Annotated in this window: 13 protein-coding genes; 5 read left to right on the top strand and 8 right to left on the bottom strand. The window is 71.5% G+C overall.

Annotated features, from left to right (window positions below; all coding sequences use genetic code 11):
* The first annotated feature begins 150 nt into the window (after positions 1-150).
* The 3 genes from AB0I67_RS33990 (at position 151) to AB0I67_RS34000 (ending at position 3,348) form a co-directional block, all read left to right on the top strand.
* Positions 151-486 carry a hypothetical protein gene (locus tag AB0I67_RS33990; RefSeq protein WP_357932162.1) on the top strand — a complete coding sequence of 112 codons (336 nt, stop codon included), beginning with the start codon at positions 151-153 and terminating at the stop codon, positions 484-486.
* 350 nt (positions 487-836) lie between these two features.
* A complete protein-coding gene (locus AB0I67_RS33995) occupies positions 837-2,345 on the top strand; it encodes a M28 family metallopeptidase (RefSeq protein WP_357932164.1) in 1,509 nt (502 codons plus the stop codon).
* A 106-nt stretch (positions 2,346-2,451) separates the two neighbouring features.
* Positions 2,452-3,348 (top strand): hypothetical protein, encoded by an 897-nt coding sequence (locus AB0I67_RS34000; RefSeq protein ID WP_357932167.1) that lies wholly within the window; start codon positions 2,452-2,454, stop codon positions 3,346-3,348.
* Here the strand turns inward: AB0I67_RS34000 and AB0I67_RS34005 are convergent.
* From AB0I67_RS34005 to AB0I67_RS34020, 4 genes are all read right to left on the bottom strand, one after another.
* Complete coding sequence (locus AB0I67_RS34005) at positions 3,345-4,235, bottom strand: sigma-70 family RNA polymerase sigma factor (protein ID WP_357932170.1); 891 nt, start codon at positions 4,233-4,235, stop codon at positions 3,345-3,347. The two genes, AB0I67_RS34000 and AB0I67_RS34005, sit on opposite strands and share 4 nt — an antisense overlap.
* Before the next feature lie 64 nt (positions 4,236-4,299).
* Positions 4,300-4,677 (bottom strand): VOC family protein, encoded by a 378-nt coding sequence (locus AB0I67_RS34010; protein WP_357932173.1) that lies wholly within the window; start codon positions 4,675-4,677, stop codon positions 4,300-4,302.
* 127 nt (positions 4,678-4,804) lie between these two features.
* Complete coding sequence (locus AB0I67_RS34015) at positions 4,805-5,773, bottom strand: hypothetical protein (RefSeq protein ID WP_357932176.1); 969 nt, start codon at positions 5,771-5,773, stop codon at positions 4,805-4,807.
* 292 nt (positions 5,774-6,065) lie between these two features.
* Positions 6,066-7,031, bottom strand: coding sequence for an alpha/beta hydrolase (locus AB0I67_RS34020; RefSeq protein ID WP_357932179.1), 966 nt, complete (start codon positions 7,029-7,031; stop codon positions 6,066-6,068).
* A gap of 174 nt (positions 7,032-7,205) precedes the next feature.
* Between AB0I67_RS34020 and AB0I67_RS34025 the strand changes: the two genes are divergently transcribed.
* Positions 7,206-8,081, top strand: a complete 876-nt coding sequence (locus tag AB0I67_RS34025) for an SDR family oxidoreductase (RefSeq protein WP_357932182.1) — start codon at positions 7,206-7,208, stop codon at positions 8,079-8,081.
* Between the two features lie 425 nt (positions 8,082-8,506).
* Here AB0I67_RS34025 and AB0I67_RS34030 read toward each other — a convergent pair whose 3' ends face one another.
* Both AB0I67_RS34030 and AB0I67_RS34035 read right to left on the bottom strand, forming a co-directional pair.
* Positions 8,507-11,107 carry a Tex family protein gene (locus AB0I67_RS34030; RefSeq protein WP_357932185.1) on the bottom strand — a complete coding sequence of 867 codons (2,601 nt, stop codon included), beginning with the start codon at positions 11,105-11,107 and terminating at the stop codon, positions 8,507-8,509.
* Between the two features lie 40 nt (positions 11,108-11,147).
* Positions 11,148-12,350: an amidohydrolase gene (locus tag AB0I67_RS34035; RefSeq protein WP_357932188.1), complete on the bottom strand. Its 1,203-nt coding sequence runs from the start codon at positions 12,348-12,350 to the stop codon at positions 11,148-11,150.
* Between the two features lie 147 nt (positions 12,351-12,497).
* Between AB0I67_RS34035 and AB0I67_RS34040 the strand changes: the two genes are divergently transcribed.
* Entirely contained in the window at positions 12,498-14,117 is a 1,620-nt protein-coding gene (locus tag AB0I67_RS34040; RefSeq protein WP_357932190.1) for an ABC transporter substrate-binding protein, read from the top strand.
* On the opposite strand, the gene AB0I67_RS34045 is transcribed toward AB0I67_RS34040, so the two are convergent.
* A complete protein-coding gene (locus AB0I67_RS34045; RefSeq protein ID WP_357932193.1) occupies positions 14,109-14,465 on the bottom strand; it encodes a DUF742 domain-containing protein in 357 nt (118 codons plus the stop codon). The two genes, AB0I67_RS34040 and AB0I67_RS34045, sit on opposite strands and share 9 nt — an antisense overlap.
* Positions 14,458-16,335, bottom strand: coding sequence for a nitrate- and nitrite sensing domain-containing protein (locus tag AB0I67_RS34050; protein ID WP_357932195.1), 1,878 nt, complete (start codon positions 16,333-16,335; stop codon positions 14,458-14,460). The genes AB0I67_RS34045 and AB0I67_RS34050 overlap by 8 nt, the downstream gene beginning before the upstream one ends.
* Between the last annotated feature and the right edge of the window lie 48 nt (positions 16,336-16,383).

Consider the following 16,383-nt stretch of genomic DNA (forward strand, 5'->3'; position numbering starts at 1 on the left):
TTTTTTTTTTTGTCTTTTATTTGTTTTTTGACTTGGCGGGGGCCCAATATTATTTCCAGCGGCCGTCGGGCCGCGGGGGGGGCCGCGGCTCGCCCCCCCACGACGCTGATCGCCGCCCAGCCGGCGGCCGCGGCCGCACCGGCCGTCTCGGTGGAGTTATCGGACGGTTCGCAGAGCCGGCACATCCGGCTCAAGCTCTACATCGGGCGCTGCAAGGACACCTGCCGGGCCAAGGTCCGCGTCACCAACATCTCCCGGAGCAACCTCTTCAACGCCCGCCTCACCCTCTCGGTGAAGGTCAACGGGAAGAAGATGGGCAGTTGCACCGACTACATCGGGGGGATCAACGCCAAGCGGGTGCGCTGGGCGGCCTGCACCATCCGGACCGCCAAGCTGGACAACTACTGGGACCGCTGGCTCGACGGCGACCTGAGCCGCTGGTCACCGTACGTCTACGCGGTCACCAACTACCGCTACTACGTGTGAGCCGGCGCTTCCTGCCCGGTTGACGACAAAAGCCGTCTGGCCGAAGGGCCAGACGGCTGGGTCGCGCCGGTCGGGTCAGGGAGCGGTGATCATCAAGGCGAGCCCGATCAGGACGACGATCGGGACGACCCAGACCACGGCCTCGGCAGCGAATTCCTTGTACATCGTCGCGCTCTCCCTTTTGCCACGCTTTGTCAGGCGCTCACATTCAGACTGCAGCATAGCGCCTGTCCGTATGTGGCCATGACCTCTAGCCCAAGGACGAATCTGCCTTTACCGTCCATCACAGATCTTGTCCGATCCGGGAGATGAGCATGCGCCTCTTACGTCTGAGAACCGCTGTCGCGGCCGTGGCAGCCGTGACCCTGTCCGCCGCCCTGGGCACCCCCGCCGAGGCGGGCACCCTCGACGACATCTTCGCGAAGATCCTCGTCAAGAAGGTGACCGGGGAGAACGTCCACAAGCACCTCGAGAAGTTCCAGGCCATCGCCGACGCCAACGGCGGCAACCGCGCCGTCGGCACCCCCGGCTACGCCGCCTCCAGCGACTACGTCGCCCAGACCCTGCGCCGCGCCGGCTACAAGGTGACCGTCCAGCCGATCAAGTACGTCGAGAACTGGGTCGAGAACACCCCCACGGTCTTCCAGCAGACCGCCCCCAACGCCAAGGCCTACGTGCCGGGCACCGACTTCTTCACCGTCAACGCCTCGCCCAGCGGCGACGTGACCGCCCAGGTCCAGGGCGTCGACCTCGCCCTGCCGCCCACGCCCACGCCCTCCTCCACGAGTGGCTGCGAGCGCTCCGACTTCACCGGCTTCGTCCGCGGGCGCATCGCGCTCATCCAGCGCGGCACCTGCCCCTTCACCCAGAAGCTGCGCAACGCCGACTGGGCCGGCGCCGCCGGCGTCATCATCTTCAACGAGGGCCAGCCGGGCCGCACCGACGCCTACGAGCTCCCGCTCGGCGAGTGGCGCGGCGGGCCCATGGTCTTCGCCGACTTCGCCGTGGGCCAGGAACTCGCCTCCGCACCCGGCGCCACCGTGCGGATCAAGACCGACACCACGACGACCTTCGGCACCAGCACCAACGTCATCGCCGAGACCCGCTTCGGCGACCCGCGCAACGTCGTCATGGTCGGCGCGCACCTCGACAGCGTGCCCGAGGGCCCGGGCATCAACGACAACGGCTCCGGCACCGCCGCCATCCTCGAGACCGCCCTCCAGCTCCGCCACATCCCGGTGCGCTACAAGGTGCGCTTCGGCTTCTGGGGCGCCGAGGAGATCGGCCTGCTCGGCTCCGAGCAGTACGTCCGCGGCCTGTCCCAGGCCGAGCAGGACCGCATCCGTGTCTACCTGAACTTCGACATGGTGGCCTCGCCCAACTACGCCATCAAGATCTACGACGGCGACGACTCCGACGGCGTCGGCTCCCCGGCCGGGCCGCCCGGCGCCGCCCAGATCGAGAAGCAGCTCGAGAGCTTCTTCGACAAGCGCGGCGTGGGCCACGTGGGCACCGACTTCGACGCCCGCTCCGACTACGACGCCTTCAACTGGGTCGGCATCCCCTCCGGCGGCATCTTCACCGGCGCCGAGGGCATCAAGACGCCGGCCGAGGCGGCGCTCTTCGGTGGTACGGCAGGCGCGCCGTACGACCCGTGCTACCACTCGGTGTGCGACACGATCACGAACATCGACAAGACGGCGCTCGACGTCAACTCCGACGCCATCGCCGACTCGACGGCCCGGTTCGCCTTCAACCTGCGGGCCATCCCGGACCGGTCCTCGACGGCGGCCCTGACCGCCGCCACCCCTGAGAGCCGGCCCGCCGTCGAGGGTTCGGACGACCACCGCCTCCGCTGACCCTCATCTGACAACGGTGCCCCGGCCCACCTTCGGGCCGGGGCGCCTTCAGGTCTCCCGGCGACCTTCCGCGGCCTGGCCCCAGCCGAGCGGTAAGGATGGGTTCATGACCGTCGACCTCGCCCGAGCCGCCACCTTCCTGGCCGGCCACGCCCGCGTCCTGGACCGCCGCCGCTTCGACCTGCTGTTCGTCCAGGACCACCCCGCCGACCCCGCACCCGTCCTGGCCGCCCTGGACGGCTACCGCAACCCCGACGGCGGCTACGGCTGGGGCCTGGAAGCCGACCTCCGCTCCCCGGAGAGCCAGCCCGGCGCCGCCCTGCACGCCTTCGAGGTCCTGGAAGACGTCGCCCCCGCCACCACACCGAGAGCCGTCGAGCTGTGCGACTGGCTCGGGTCGATCACGCTGCCCGACGGCGGCCTGCCGTTCGCCCTGCCCCTGACCTACCCCGACGCCAGCGCCCCCTGGTGGCAGAACGCCGACCCCACCGCCTCGGCCCTGCAGATCACCTCGGTCACCGCGGCCGCCGCCTGGCGCGTCGCCGCGCACGACCCCCGGGTCGCCGCCCACCCCTGGCTCGCCCGCGCCACCCGCTACTGCCTCGACGCCATCGCCGCCCTGGACGAGCAGCCGCCCGCCTACGTCCTGGCCTTCGCCATCCGCTTCCTCGACGCCGCCCACTCGGTCCACCCCGAGGCCCTCGACCTCCTGGAGGGCCTGGCCAAGCACCTCCCGCCCGACGGCATCGTCCCGGTGGCCGGTGGCACCGCCGACGAGGCCCTCCGCCCCCTCGACTTCGCCCCCCACCCCGGCCGCCCCGCCCGCGACCTCTTCACCCCCGCCCTCATCTCCGCCGACCTCGACCGCCTGGCCGCCCTCCAGCAGGAGGACGGCGGCTGGATCGTGGACTACGCCCGCATCTCCCCGTCCGGAGCCCTGGACTGGCGCGGCCACGCCACCGTCGCCGCCCTCCAAACCCTCCGAGCCAACGACCGCCTCTAGGCCCTGCCGCCTGCCGGACCCGGCAACCCCATCGCGGCCAGCTTGTCCGGGTCCACCACGATCGCGATCCCGGTGATCTGCTCCCCGCTCACCGTGAACGAGATCACTGAGAGCACCGTGCCGTCCTCCCGCCACGAGACGTATCCCGGTCGCCCGCCGACCAGCACGGCCTGGTAGCCGACCACGGCTCCGGACACCGACTTCGCCCCGGTCGCCACGGCGGTGGCCCCGAGGGTGACCACCCTGCCGCCCGGAGTGTCCACGGTCAGCCGTACGTCCGGATCGAGCACCCGCAGCAACGCCTCGAAGTCCCCGCCGGTCGTCGCCGCCCGGAAGGCCTTGACGACCCGCCACTGCTCCCGCCCCGCGACCACCGGCCGCTCGGCCTCGCGCACCTTCCGCCGGGCCCGGCTGGCGATCATCTTCGTGGCGTCCGCGGACTTGCCCAGGATCTGCCCTATCTCCGCGAACGGCACGCCGAACAGGTCGTGCAGCACGAACGTCACCCGCTCGGCGGGCCCGAGCACGTCCAGCACCACCAGCAGCGCGACCCCCACGGAGTCGGTCACCGCCGCGGCCTCCTCGGGCGCGCCGCCCTCGTCCACGGTGACCACGACCTCGGCCAGGCCGTCGCCGTAGGACGCCTCGTGTCGCGCCTGCCGGGATCGCAAGACGTCCAGGCTGATCCGCCCCACCACCGTGGTCAGCCAGCCCGCCAGGTTGCCGATGCCCGCGGCGTCCTGCCGTACCAGCCGCATCCAGGCCTCCTGGACCACGTCCTCGGCGTCCACGTGCGAGCCCAGCATGCGATGGGCGACCGCGCCCAGCCGTCCCCGCTGCGCCTCGAACGCCTCGGCCAGCAGTTCCACCCGACGGGCGTCAGTCACCTCGCACCCTCCTCAACTCCGCTTCCTGGTGGCCCGGCCAGGGCTCGCCCACATCCCTGCACTGCTACCGGCGAAGCGGCTGGCGAAGCGCGATCCGGTTCCCGTCCGGATCGACCGCCTCGATCCGCACCCCGAACGGGTAGTCCTCCGGCTCGGCCTGCTCGAACTCGACGCCCCTCTGGCGGAACACCTCGAAGTCCGCCCGCAGATCCTCGGACTCGAGGAACAACGCCGCGATCGCCGAGGCCTGCGCCTCCTCACCCTGCGCGCGGGGCCACAGCAGGATCTGCACCGGGCTGTCGCCCACCCCCACGGTGAGGAACCGCCCCTCCGGCCCCGGGAAGTCGAGGCGCTTCTCCAGCCCGAGCCCCTCGGTGTAGAACTTGAGCGCCCGCTCCTGATCGGTGACGTGGACCGTCACGTACATGATTCCTGTCAGCATTCTGATCTCCCGTCTCGGTGCGGTCCGACGGCCATGAGGGCCGGCGACCACCCCTATGACGGGCGAAGCCGTACAAAGGTAACAACCCACTTCTGGTACGGCTGGGCACGCCGCTCAGGGGTGCCCCTCAGAACGGGTCGGAAAGCCGGAGCAGGAGCGCGGCGGCGATGTAGCGGGCATGCCCGGTGATCGTGCGCGGGTCGTACCCGAGGGCCCGGGTCAGCGACTCGTGCTTGGCCTGCATCGTCGAGTGGTGCATCCCCAGCCTGGCCGCCGCCGACCGCACGCTGTCCGACTCGACCAGGACCCGGGCGATGTCGGCCGACCGCGGATCGAGGGCGGCCAGGGCCCGGACGTCGTCGTGCGGCTCCCGCGGGTCGTACGCCTGGGCGAGGATCAGCAGTGCCCCGATGTCGGTGGCGTCCACGACGGGGGACTTCGGGTCGGTGAGCCGGTAGGCGATGACGGCGCCCTCCCACGACTCGGGCGTCCGCTCGGCGTTGAGCCGCGGTCCGATCCCGGCGGGTTCGGTGGGCGCGAGGTCACCGGTCAGGTCGAGGGTGGCGCGCAGGATGCCGAAGCGGGTCGGCATCACGGTGGACGGCGCGCTCATGACGGGCGCGTCCGTGGCCGTCGCGATGAGCCGGATGCGCGCGTTCGGGCGGACCCGGAGCCTGGCGAGCGCTTTGGCGCGTTCGGAGACGGGTGTTCCGGCGTCGAGGGCGGTTTCGAGGGCGCCTTCCGGGTTGCGGCGCGCTTCGGCGAGATCGACGGCGAGGCCGAGCCGTTCCAGGATCATCTCGTCGTTGGCGTGGGGCGGGCCGACGCGTTCGAGCCAGACCGAGCCGCTGCGGGTGGTGCGTTGGAGCGAGCGGTGGATCTCGGTGTCGGTGACGTGCAGGCCGCGCGGGCTGTAGCGGGTGGTGCGGCCCCGCCGTTCGGCGCCGGCGACGACGCCCGACAGCACCGCGGCCCCGCGGAGCAGCCCGTCGAGGCCCGCTCCGCCCGCGTTCAGCGTGTCGAAGTAGGCGATGACCTTGAGCGTCTCACTCGCATCGGGGTCAAGGGCGGTGAGGCGTCCGACGAGATCCTGCATGTCTGCTCCCTCGGCCTGTCACCCCAACATACCCGCAGGTCGAGCGCGCCTCCGGGGCCCGTCCAAGAACCACGCCCACCGGCCCACCCTCCCGCCCACGGCCACCGGCGACCCCACAGCCACCGCCCGTCCACGGCCACCGGCCCGCCCGTCCACGGCCACCGGCCTGGCCGTCCACGGCCACCCTTCCGCGCGCAGCCACCCCTCCGGCCGCGGTCACCCTCCCGCCCACGGCCACCGGCCTGCTCTCGGGCGCTTCCCGAGGGCAGGCCGGTCACCGGCACTGCGGCGATCACTTACCGAGGATCTTGGCCACCCAGGCGTTCCGCGTGGAGACCGTCGCCTGGGCGAGGGCCGAGTGGGGGGCGGCGAGATCGTAACCGTGGAACCCGCCCGGCCACACGTGCAGCTCCGCTTGGCCACCCGCCTTCCACAGACCCATGGCGTACTCCACGTTCTCGTCGCGGAAGACCTCGGCCGAGCCGCACTCGATGTAGGTGGGTGGCAGTCCGCCCAGGTCGGTCGCACGAGCCGGGGCCGCGTAGATCGAGACGTTCTCGGTGCCGCGCCGCTCACCGAGCAGGGCGGTCCAGCCCATCACGTTGCTCGCCCGGTCCCACAGGCCGACGCCGTCCATCTGCAGGGTGGAGACGGTCTGGTCGCGGTCGTCGAGCATGGGGTAGATGAGGACCTGCCCGGCCAGCGCGGGGCCGCCCCGGTCGCGGGCCAGCAGGGCGGTGCCCGCCGCGAGCCCGCCGCCCGCGCTCGCGCCCGCGATGATCAATCGCCCGGCGTCGATTCCGAGCTCGGCCGCGTGCTCGGCGGTCCACACGAGACCGGCGTAGCAGTCCTCGACCGGGTATGGGTCGGGGTGCTCCGGAGCCAGCCGGTACTCCACGGTCACCATGACGGCGTCGTGGTCGACGATCCACCGCAGGGTGTCGTGCAGCCCGGAGAAGCGGCTCCCGGCGACCATGCCGCCGCCGTGCGTGTAGTAGATCCCCGGACCGAGCCCCGTGTGGTCGTCCCGGGCGATCACCGAGACGGTGATCTCGGCACCCTCGTAACCGGGGATGGCGACGTCGCGCCTGGTCAGCCCGGCGGCGCTCAGATCCTCGTCGGTGACGTCGTTCGACGGGTGCCGGCGCAGCAGCGGGATCATCTCGGCGGTCACGACCGGCGGTAGCTGGTCGGCGATGAGCGCGAGCGTGGCGTCCAGTTCGGGGTCGAACGGCGGTCGGGGAATGGCTTGCGACATGGGTTCCTCCACCTGGCCGCACCGGCGCGCGGCCTCCCTCCCATCATCCGAACCGGCCGCCAGGGTCACCCCCGCCAATCGTGGCAGGTCGGGGCCTTTTCCCCGCCGTTCGGCCGGTAACAAAGCGAGGCCCGCCTGCGACCGTGGAACCACACCTACGAAGAGGAGCTTGTCATGGTCTGGCCTGCAGGAGAGGTCGCCTTCGTCACCGGCGCGGCGTCGGGCATCGGGCTCGGCATCGCGAGAGCGCTGGTAGCCGCGGGGGCGAGCGTTGCGCTCGCCGACATCGACGGGAAGCGGCTGGCGGAGATCGCGCGCGAACTGACCGAGGCCGGCGGTTCGGTGGCCGCGATCGAGCTGGACGTCAGCGACGCCGCCCAGTGGGAGGCCGCGGCCGACCGGGCCGAGGCGGCCCTCGGGCCGGTCTCGCTGCTGTTCGGCAATGCCGGCGTCAGCGGCGGCGGCCGGATCGAGGACACCACGCTCGACGTCTGGCGCTGGGTCCAGAAGATCAACATCGAGGCGCAGTTCATCGGCGTCGCCACCTTCCTGCCCCGCTTCAAGGCGCGCGGCGGGCGGGCGCACATCCTCAACACCGCCTCGATGGCGGGACTGGTGCCCATGGTCACCCAGGGCGCCTACGTGGCCTCCAAGTTCGCCAGCGTCGGCTTCTCCATGGTGCTGCGGGACGAGCTGGAGGGCACCGGCATCGGCGTCTCCGTCCTCTGCCCCGGTACGGTCGCCACCCGCCTGGGCGTCACCGCCCCCGAGGCCGAGGCGAAGCTGCTGGGCGCGGACCTCGACGTCTCGATCGTCGAGCGCAACAGCGCCCTCCTGGCCACCGGCGCCGACCCCGACCAGGTCGGCAAGCAGGTCCTCGACGCCGTGCGTGACGGGCAGTTCCTGATCATCACGCACCGGGAGTGGGCGCCACTCGTCGAGCGCGTGCACGCCGAGCAGTCCCGCGCCTTCACCGAGTTCGAGGGCCGCCACGGCGTGGACGCAACCGCCCAGATGCTCGCCTCCGGCATCCACATCGACCAGGCCTAGGGGCGCCTACCCTGCATCCCTTCCAGGTTCGACATTCCGTCAGCCCGGCGCTCTTCAGGGCCGGAACTTCCTTAGGCCCTGCACTTATTGGGCCCTGTTCTTGGGCCCTGTTCCCTTTCCAGGCCAGCCCCCCTTCGGTCCGGGTTCCGCACGCCCGGTTCCTTCCGGCCTCGCCGTCTTCGACCCGAGCCCGCTCACGAGCCTCCCGCTTCGACGCAACTCTCGCTTCGATCGCAACTCCCGCTCTGCCTCGCCCAGGAGATCTCGGGCTGAGATCGCGTGGTCAACGGGGGTCGAAGGGGGCCGGGAGGCCCCCTGGGAAGACTGACCGAGCCTTTGCGCGCAGCGCCCCCGCGGCGAAGGGCCAAGCAGTTGGCAGCCGCGGCGAAGGGCCAGGTCGGTGGCCTTCGCCGCGGGGGAGGGGGCTAGGAGTCGGGGTTGGTGAGGCCGGCCTTGCGGAGGGCTTCGGCCATGGCGCCCGACGGGGCGGGGCGGCCGCCACGGTTGCGGTCGCCGCCACGGCGGTCAGAGGTGTCGCGGCGGTCGGACGGATTGCCGCGGCGGTCGCCGTTGGAGTCCCGGCGAGACGGGGAGTCGGCGCGCGCTGGGTCGGCGGTGCCACGGGAGCCGGCTGAAGTCCCGGCGCCCCGGGAGCCGCCGGCAGCGCCTGCACCACCCGCACCGCCTGCACCACCACCGGCACCGCCTGCACCACCCGCGCCCCGGGAGCCGCCTGGAGCGCCACCGCGGGGGTTGCCCGTGCCGCGGGGGCCGTCGGAGCGGGCAGAACCGCGGGGGACGCCGGAGCCTCGGGGGCCGGCACCGGCACCGGCACTGGCGCCGGCGGTGCCGCGGGAGGAGGGGGAAGAGGCGGCGTCGGTGGTGTCGTCGTCGAGGCGGAGGGTCAGGGAGATGCGCTTGCGCGGGATGTCGACGTCAAGGACCTTGACCCGGACGATGTCCCCCGACTTGACCACGTCACGCGGGTCCTTGACGAAGGTGCGGGACATGGCCGAGACGTGGACGAGCCCGTCCTGGTGGACGCCGACGTCCACGAAGGCGCCGAAGGCGGCGACGTTGGTGACGACGCCTTCGAGGATCATCCCCGAAGCCAGGTCGGAGATCTTCTCGACGCCGTCCTTGAAGGAGGCGGTCTTGAAGGCGGGACGCGGGTCACGGCCGGGCTTCTCAAGCTCGCCGAGGATGTCGGTGACGGTCGGCAGGCCGAAGGTGTCGTCGACGAAGTCGGCGGGCTTGATGCTGCGCAGGGCGGCGGTGTTGCCGATGAGGGACTTGAGGTCGCTGCCGACGGTGGTCAGGATGCGCCGGACGACGGGGTAGGCCTCGGGGTGGACGGCGGAGGAGTCGAGCGGGTCGTCGCCGCCGGGGATGCGGAGGAAGCCGGCGCACTGCTCGAAAGCCTTGGGGCCGAGGCGCGGCACCTCCTTGAGGGCGGTACGGCTGCTGAAGGGCCCGTTGGCGTCACGGTGGGCGACGATGCTGAGGGCCAGGGTGGAGCCGATGCCGGACACGCGGGTGAGCAGCGGCGCCGAGGCGGTGTTGACGTCGACGCCGACGGCGTTGACGGCGTCCTCGACGACGGCGTCGAGGGAGCGGGAGAGCTTGGTCTCGGAGACGTCGTGCTGGTACTGGCCCACGCCGATGGACTTGGGGTCGATCTTGACGAGCTCGGCGAGCGGGTCCTGCAGGCGGCGGGCGATGGAGACCGCGCCGCGCAGGGAGACGTCGAGCTCGGGCAGTTCCTTGGAGGCGTACTCCGAGGCGGAGTAGACCGAGGCGCCGGCCTCGCTGACGACGATCTTGGTGATGCCGGGCATGTGCTTGACCAGCTCGCCGGCGAGCTTGTCGGTCTCGCGCGAGGCGGTGCCGTTGCCGATGGCGATGAGCTCGACGCCGTGGCGCTGGGCGAGCGCGCCGAGGACGGCCAGGGACTGGTCCCACTGCCGCTTGGGCTCGTGCGGGTAGATGGTGGCGGTCTCGACGACCTTGCCGGTCTTGTCGACGACGGCGACCTTGACGCCGGTGCGCAGGCCCGGGTCGAGGCCCATGGTGGCGCGGGCGCCGGCGGGCGCGGCGAGCAGGAGGTCCTTCAGGTTGGTGGCGAAGACGCGGACGGCCTCGTCCTCCGCGGCCTGCCACAGCCGGGTGCGCAGGTCGATGCCGAGGTGCACCAGGATGCGGGTGCGCCAGGCCCAGCGCACGGTGTCGGCGAGCCAGCGGTCGGCCGGGCGGCCCTGGTCGGAGATGCCGAAGCGCGAGGCGATGCGCATCTCGTACTCTTCGGCCTCGTCGGGCTCCAGCGTGACGGAGAGGATCTCCTCCTTCTCGCCGCGGAAGAGCGCCAGGATGCGGTGCGAGGGCAGCTTGGTGAAGGGCTCGGCGAAGTCGAAGTAGTCGCTGAACTTGGCGCCCGCCTCCTCCTTGCCCTCGCGAACCTTGGCGGAGACCTGCCCGTGCGTCCACATGCGCTCGCGCAGGGTGCCGATGAGGTCGGCGTCCTCGGCGAAGCGCTCGATGAGGATGGCCCGCGCGCCCTCCAGCGCCGCGCCCTCGTTCTCCACTCCCTCCTTCACGTACGGCGAAGCCGTACCGAAGGGGTCGAGGGACGGATCGCCCAGCAGCGCGTCGGCCAGCGGCTCCAGTCCCAGCTCCCGCGCGATCTGCGCCTTGGTGCGCCGCTTGGGCTTGTACGGCAGGTAGATGTCCTCCAGCCGAGCCTTGGTCTCGGCCCCCAGGATCTGCTCCCGCAGCTCGTCGCTGAGCTTGCCCTGCGACTCGATCGACTCCAGGATCGCGGCCCGGCGCTCCTCCATCTCCCGCAGATAGCGCAGGCGCTCCTCCAGCGTACGCAGTTGCGTGTCGTCGAGGCCGCCGGTCACCTCCTTGCGGTAGCGGGCGATGAACGGCACGGTGGAGCCGCCGTCGAGCAGGTCGACGGCCGCGGTCACCTGCCCTTCGCGCACGCCCAGCTCGTCCGCGATTCGCTGCTGGATTGAGAGCACCACTCCGCCTTTCCGCAGGTGCCTGTCCGAAGGCCTTGCCCGGTCAATTGTGCAGGACCGAGCCACTCTTCACGACCGGGCTGTGGATAACCGTGCGCCCGGCGTGCATGACCAGGGTGCGCGGCGGCCGGGTGACGACGGCTTCGGCGGCGCAGGAGGCGGGGACCGCGACGAGGTCGGCGCGGTCGCCTTCGGCGAGCCCGTAGCCGCTCAGTCCCAGCACGCGGGCGCCGCCGTAGGTCGCGGCGCGCAGGGCGAGCTCGATGTCCTCGTCGCGGCGGAAGGCGCTGCGGTAGGCCAGGTGCATCGCCCGGTCCAGCATGTCGCCGCTGCCGTACGGTCCCCACAGGTCGCGGATGCCGTCGTGGCCGCAGGCGACGGTGACGCCGGCGGCGAGCACGCGCTTGAGCGGCGGCACGGGGAAGCTGTAGACCGCGGCGGTGACCAGGGCGACGTCCGCCTCCGCGAGGAGCCGGGCGAGGCGGTCCTGGTGGTCGGGCTCGATCTGCCCCAGGGCGTAGGCGTGGCTGACCGCGACCCGGCCGCCGAGCCCGAGCGCGCGGGTGCGTTCGGCGATCAGCTCCAACTCCCACGCGCCCAGGCTGCCGCCGTCGTGCAGGTGCAGGTCGAGGAGGGCGCCGTAGCGGTCGGCGAGGCCGAAGACGAGGTCGAGGTGGCGGACGGGGTCGCGGTCGACGCCCGCCGGGTCGAGGCCGCCGATCGCGGCCACGCCGTTCTTGAGCGCCTCCTCCAGGAGCTCGGCGGTGCCGGGGTTGACCAGCACGCCGTGCTGGGGAAAGGCCACCTGCTGCACGGACATGCCGGTGGCCTCGGCGGCCTCGGCGACGGCCTCGACGCCGCGCAGGCCGACCTCGGGGTCGATGTCGGTGTGCGTGCGCACGTGCGCCGTGCCGTACCCGCGCATGGTCCGGAGCAGGGCGGAGATGCGTTCGACGCTGGGGACGCCGAGCGGGCCGCGGCGGGCGAGGTCGTTGGCGATGCGGCCGGGGAGGGTGTCGTCGGCGGAGTGGGGGACCCACGGCCCGCCGTACAACGTCTTGTCGAGGTGGCAGTGCGCCTCGACCAGGCCGGGGAGCAGGAGCTGGCCGGTGAGGTCGATGACCTCGCCGGGCGGGGGCGGCTGGTCGGAGGGCAGGACCCGGGCGATGCGGCCGTCACGGATGAGGAGGTCGGCGGGTTCGGCGCGGCCCCAGATCAGGCCGCCGCGGAGCAGCACGTCACTCATGAATCGACAGTAACCACCCGGATCATGATTTATCGGCATCTGTGCAAGCTTGCGCCGATACGATCTTGACCTCCGGTAGCGAACCGGATGCAGGCCGCCGAACTCCGCGTGCCGTACAAGATCATGATAAATCGGGAAAGGACCTCAATGCGTTGGCATAAGGGATTACTCGTCAGCGCCTTGGCCCTGGCGCTCACCGCCTGCGGGGGCGGTCAGGTACGCGGCGCCGACCGGACCCCCCAACCGGCGGGGACGGCGACCGGAACCCCGGCGACCACCACCGCCGCCACCACCACAGCCACCACGAACGACGACACCTTCGTCTACGCGCCCAACCTGGACGTCGTCACCGACTGGGACCCGGCGACCTCGTACTCCAACGAGATCATCGCCATGGCCAACCTCTACGAGGGCCTGACCCGCTACAACGCCCAGACCCAGAAGCCCGAGCCGCTCCTGGCCACCGAGTGGAGCTCGGCCGAGGGCGGCAAGGCCTGGACGTTCAAGCTCCGCGAGGGCGTCAAGTTCCACACCGGCGCCCCGCTCACCGCCGAACTGGCGAAGAAGGCGATCGAGCGCACCATCGAGAAGAAGGGCGGCGCGGCCTACATCTGGGACGCGGTCCAGACGATCGAGGCGCCCGACCCGCTGACGCTGAAGTTCACCCTGAAGTACGCCACCCCGCTCGACCTGGTGGCCGCCTCCGGTTACGCGGCCTACATCTACGACCCGGCCGGGATCGACCCCGAGGGCGGCAAGGACGGCGGCAGCGGCCCGTACACGGTCGACACCTGGCAGAAGGGCAAGGAGACCGAGCTCACCCTCAAGGCCTTCGACGGCTACTGGGGCGGCTGGAAGCCCGAGCAGTACCGCAAGGTCGCCTTCCGCGTCACGCCCGAGGTCAACACCGCCTGGCAACTGCTGAAGAACGACGAGGTGAACTTCGTCCCGCGGCTCAACCCGCAGCTCTTCCGCCAGGCCGCCGCCGACGGCACGGTCCTGACCTCGCAGACGCCGTCGTTCCAGAACCTGCTCGTGCTGTTCAACACCAAGAGCGGGCCCCTGCGCGACCCGGCGATCCGGCAGGCACTGCAGCTCGCGATCGACTACGACGGCCTCGCCGCGGCGCTCAAGGGCGCGGGCGTCAAGGCCAGCGGGCTGGTCCCGGCGGGCCTGCTCGGCCACGTGCCCGGCCGCGAGCCGGTCTTCGACCCGGACAAGGCGCTGGAGCTGCTGCAGGGCGCCGGCTACGGCCGTGACGCCGACGAGCTCACCCTGACCCTGACCTACGCGCAGGGCGACGCCGACCAGAAGCTGCTGGTCACGCTGCTCAGCAACGCGCTCAAGCAGCTCAACGTCCGGCTCGACGCCCGCCCGATGCAGTGGAACGCGCAGTGGGACCAGGGCAAGAAGGGCGGCCAGGACATCTTCGTCATGTACTGGTACCCCGACTACCCGGACGCCTTCTCCTGGTTCTTCAACGTCTTCCGCAGCAAGGACTCGACCGAGTTCAACCTGACCTACCTGAAGGACGCCGAGATCGACCAGGCGATCGACGCGCTGCCGGAGCTGGCGGCGACCGACCGCGACGCGGCCCAGGTCTCCTACGCCAGGATCCAGGAGAAGATCCTGGTGGACCAGGCCGCCGCGGCCGTGCCGTACGTCCAGACCTACCAGCGGGCCTTCAGCGCCGGCCTGCGCGGGTACGCCGACAACCCGGCGTACCCGAACGTCGTGTTCTTCTACGACCTGTCGCGCTCACAGTGAGCGCAGCGCGCTGATCACGTCGAGCAGGATGCCCGGGTCCTCCATGGGCGCGGGCAGCTCGACCCGGACGAGCTCCTGGGCGTGCAGGTCGCCCACGAGCACGCGGACCACGCCGATCGGCAGCGCCAGCTCGGCGGCGACGTCGACCAGCCGGGTGGGCCGGATGCACTTCTGCAGGATGATCAGGTGCTCCGGCCCGAGGCCGGGCGGCGGCGCGAAGCCGCCCACGGTGGTGATGACCGCGATGAGGTCGATGGCCTCGCTGACCGGCACGGTGCGGCCGCGGGTCAGCAGGTAGGCCGGGACCACCGGCCCGGCCTCCTCGTCGAGCCAGCGCTCGTCAGTCATGGATCACCGCCTTGAGCGGAGCGGGGGTGATCACCTTGGCGGTGGGGATGAGCACGATCGCGGTGGTCCCTCCGTAAGACGATCCGCGCAGCGTCACGCGGATGTCGTTGCGCCTGGCGAGCCGGCCGACCACGAACAGGCCGAGCTTGTCGCCGTCCTTGAGGGCGTCGAACTCGGGCGGGTCGGCCAGGCGCGCGTTGTACTCGGCCAGCTCCTGCTCGCTCATGCCGAGCCCGTGGTCCTCGACGACCACGGCGAAGCCCCGGGCCGCCTGCTCGCCGCGGACGCGGACGGTGGCGGCGGGCGGGGAGAAGCGGGCGGCGTTCTCGATCAGTTCGGCGATCAGGTGGATGGTGTCGGCGACGATCGCGCCGTCGAGGTTGAGCCCGGGCATGGGCTCCACCACCACCCTGGTGTAGTCCTCGACCTCGGCCGCCGCGCCGCGGACCACGTCGTGCAGCGGCACCGGGCGGCTCCAGCCCCGGCCCGGCGTCGAGCCGGACAGGATGATCAGGCCCTCGGCGTGCCGGCGCATGCGGGTGGTCAGGTGGTCGAGGCGGAACAGGTCGTCCAGCGCGTCCGGGTCGGTCGCCCGGTGCTGCATGGTCTCGAGCTGGATGCGCTGGCGGTGCAGCAGGGCCTGGCTGCGCCGCGACAGGTCGCGGAAGACCCGCCGCACGCCCTCGCGGAGCTGGGCCTGCCCCACGGCGGCCTCGACCGCGGTGCTCTGCACCATGGCGAAGGCGGTGCCGACGTCGGCGATCTCGGCGGTGCTGCTCCTGATCTCGATGTCCGGGACCTCGACCGAGGCGCCCTCGCGCAGCTTGGCCACGACCTGGGGGAGCCGCTGCTCGGCGACCTCCAGCGCGGCCCGGCGCAGCTCGGCCAGCTCCTTGGACAGCCGCGCCGCCTGGCGCAGCGAGATGATGATCGAGACGATGACCAGCAGGAGGCCGGTGCCGCCGATGAGGATGGCGCGCAGCACCACCGAGTCGGCCACCGGCTCGGCGCGGGCGGTGAGCGTGGCGCCGGCGTGCATCTCGGCCTCGCCGAAGGTGCGGACCAGCTCCTTGCTGGTGTCGGCCCAGCCGGCCGGGACCCGGCCGTCCATGATCTGTTGCTCCATCGTCCGGACCCGCTGGTAGAGGGGCGAGGTGACGATGCCGAGCTGGATCTCGCGCAGCTCCGGGTCGAGCTCGGCCAGCGCCTGGTCGATCATGAAGCGGCGGTTGCCGACGAGCTGGGTGAAGGCGGTGCGCTCGGCCTCGGTGGTGGGGCCGGCGCCGATCGCCTGCTCGCGGGTGAGCAGCTCCTTGGCGTACCCGAGGGTGATGACCAGCCGGGACTGCTCGTAGATCGGGATGTCGTTGATCATCGCAACGCTGCGGTGCAGGGCGAACAGCGAGTCGACGATGGTGTTGTAGGAGTCCATCGCGTGGTAGCGGTCGAGCGCCGCGGCCTCGATCTCGCCGCGCACCTCCTCCAGCCGGTCGAGCTGGGTGAGCGTGGCCCTGACCTGGGCGCCGATGGCGGGGGAGGCGTCCATGGACAGCGCGGAGCGGGTGCGCAGCCGGTCACGGGCGTCGTCGGTGGCGGCGCGCTGCAGCAGGAAGGCCTGCCGGTCGACGTCGGCGTCGGTGCGCCCGCGCGAGCGCAGCAGCCGGACCGCGGCCAATCGCTCGTGCTGCAGTTCGCGGACGAGGTGGTAGGTCGGCTGTCGCAGGTTGGTCCAGAGGGTCTCGTAGGCGCGTAAGCCCAGGGACTCTTCGACGGTCAGCGTGGCCAGCACCCCCCAGAGGACCAGCATGGAGATGATCGGAACGAGCAGCAGGCCGATGATCTTCGCCCGGATCGTGCGGCTGCGGCTCATGGCACCTCGCTGGTTTGATCAGTAGAGGATAGCAAGACGATCACCACA

Origin of the sequence: Nonomuraea sp. NPDC050310 (genome assembly GCF_040655795.1) — a bacterium.
Classification (GTDB): domain Bacteria; phylum Actinomycetota; class Actinomycetes; order Streptosporangiales; family Streptosporangiaceae; genus Nonomuraea.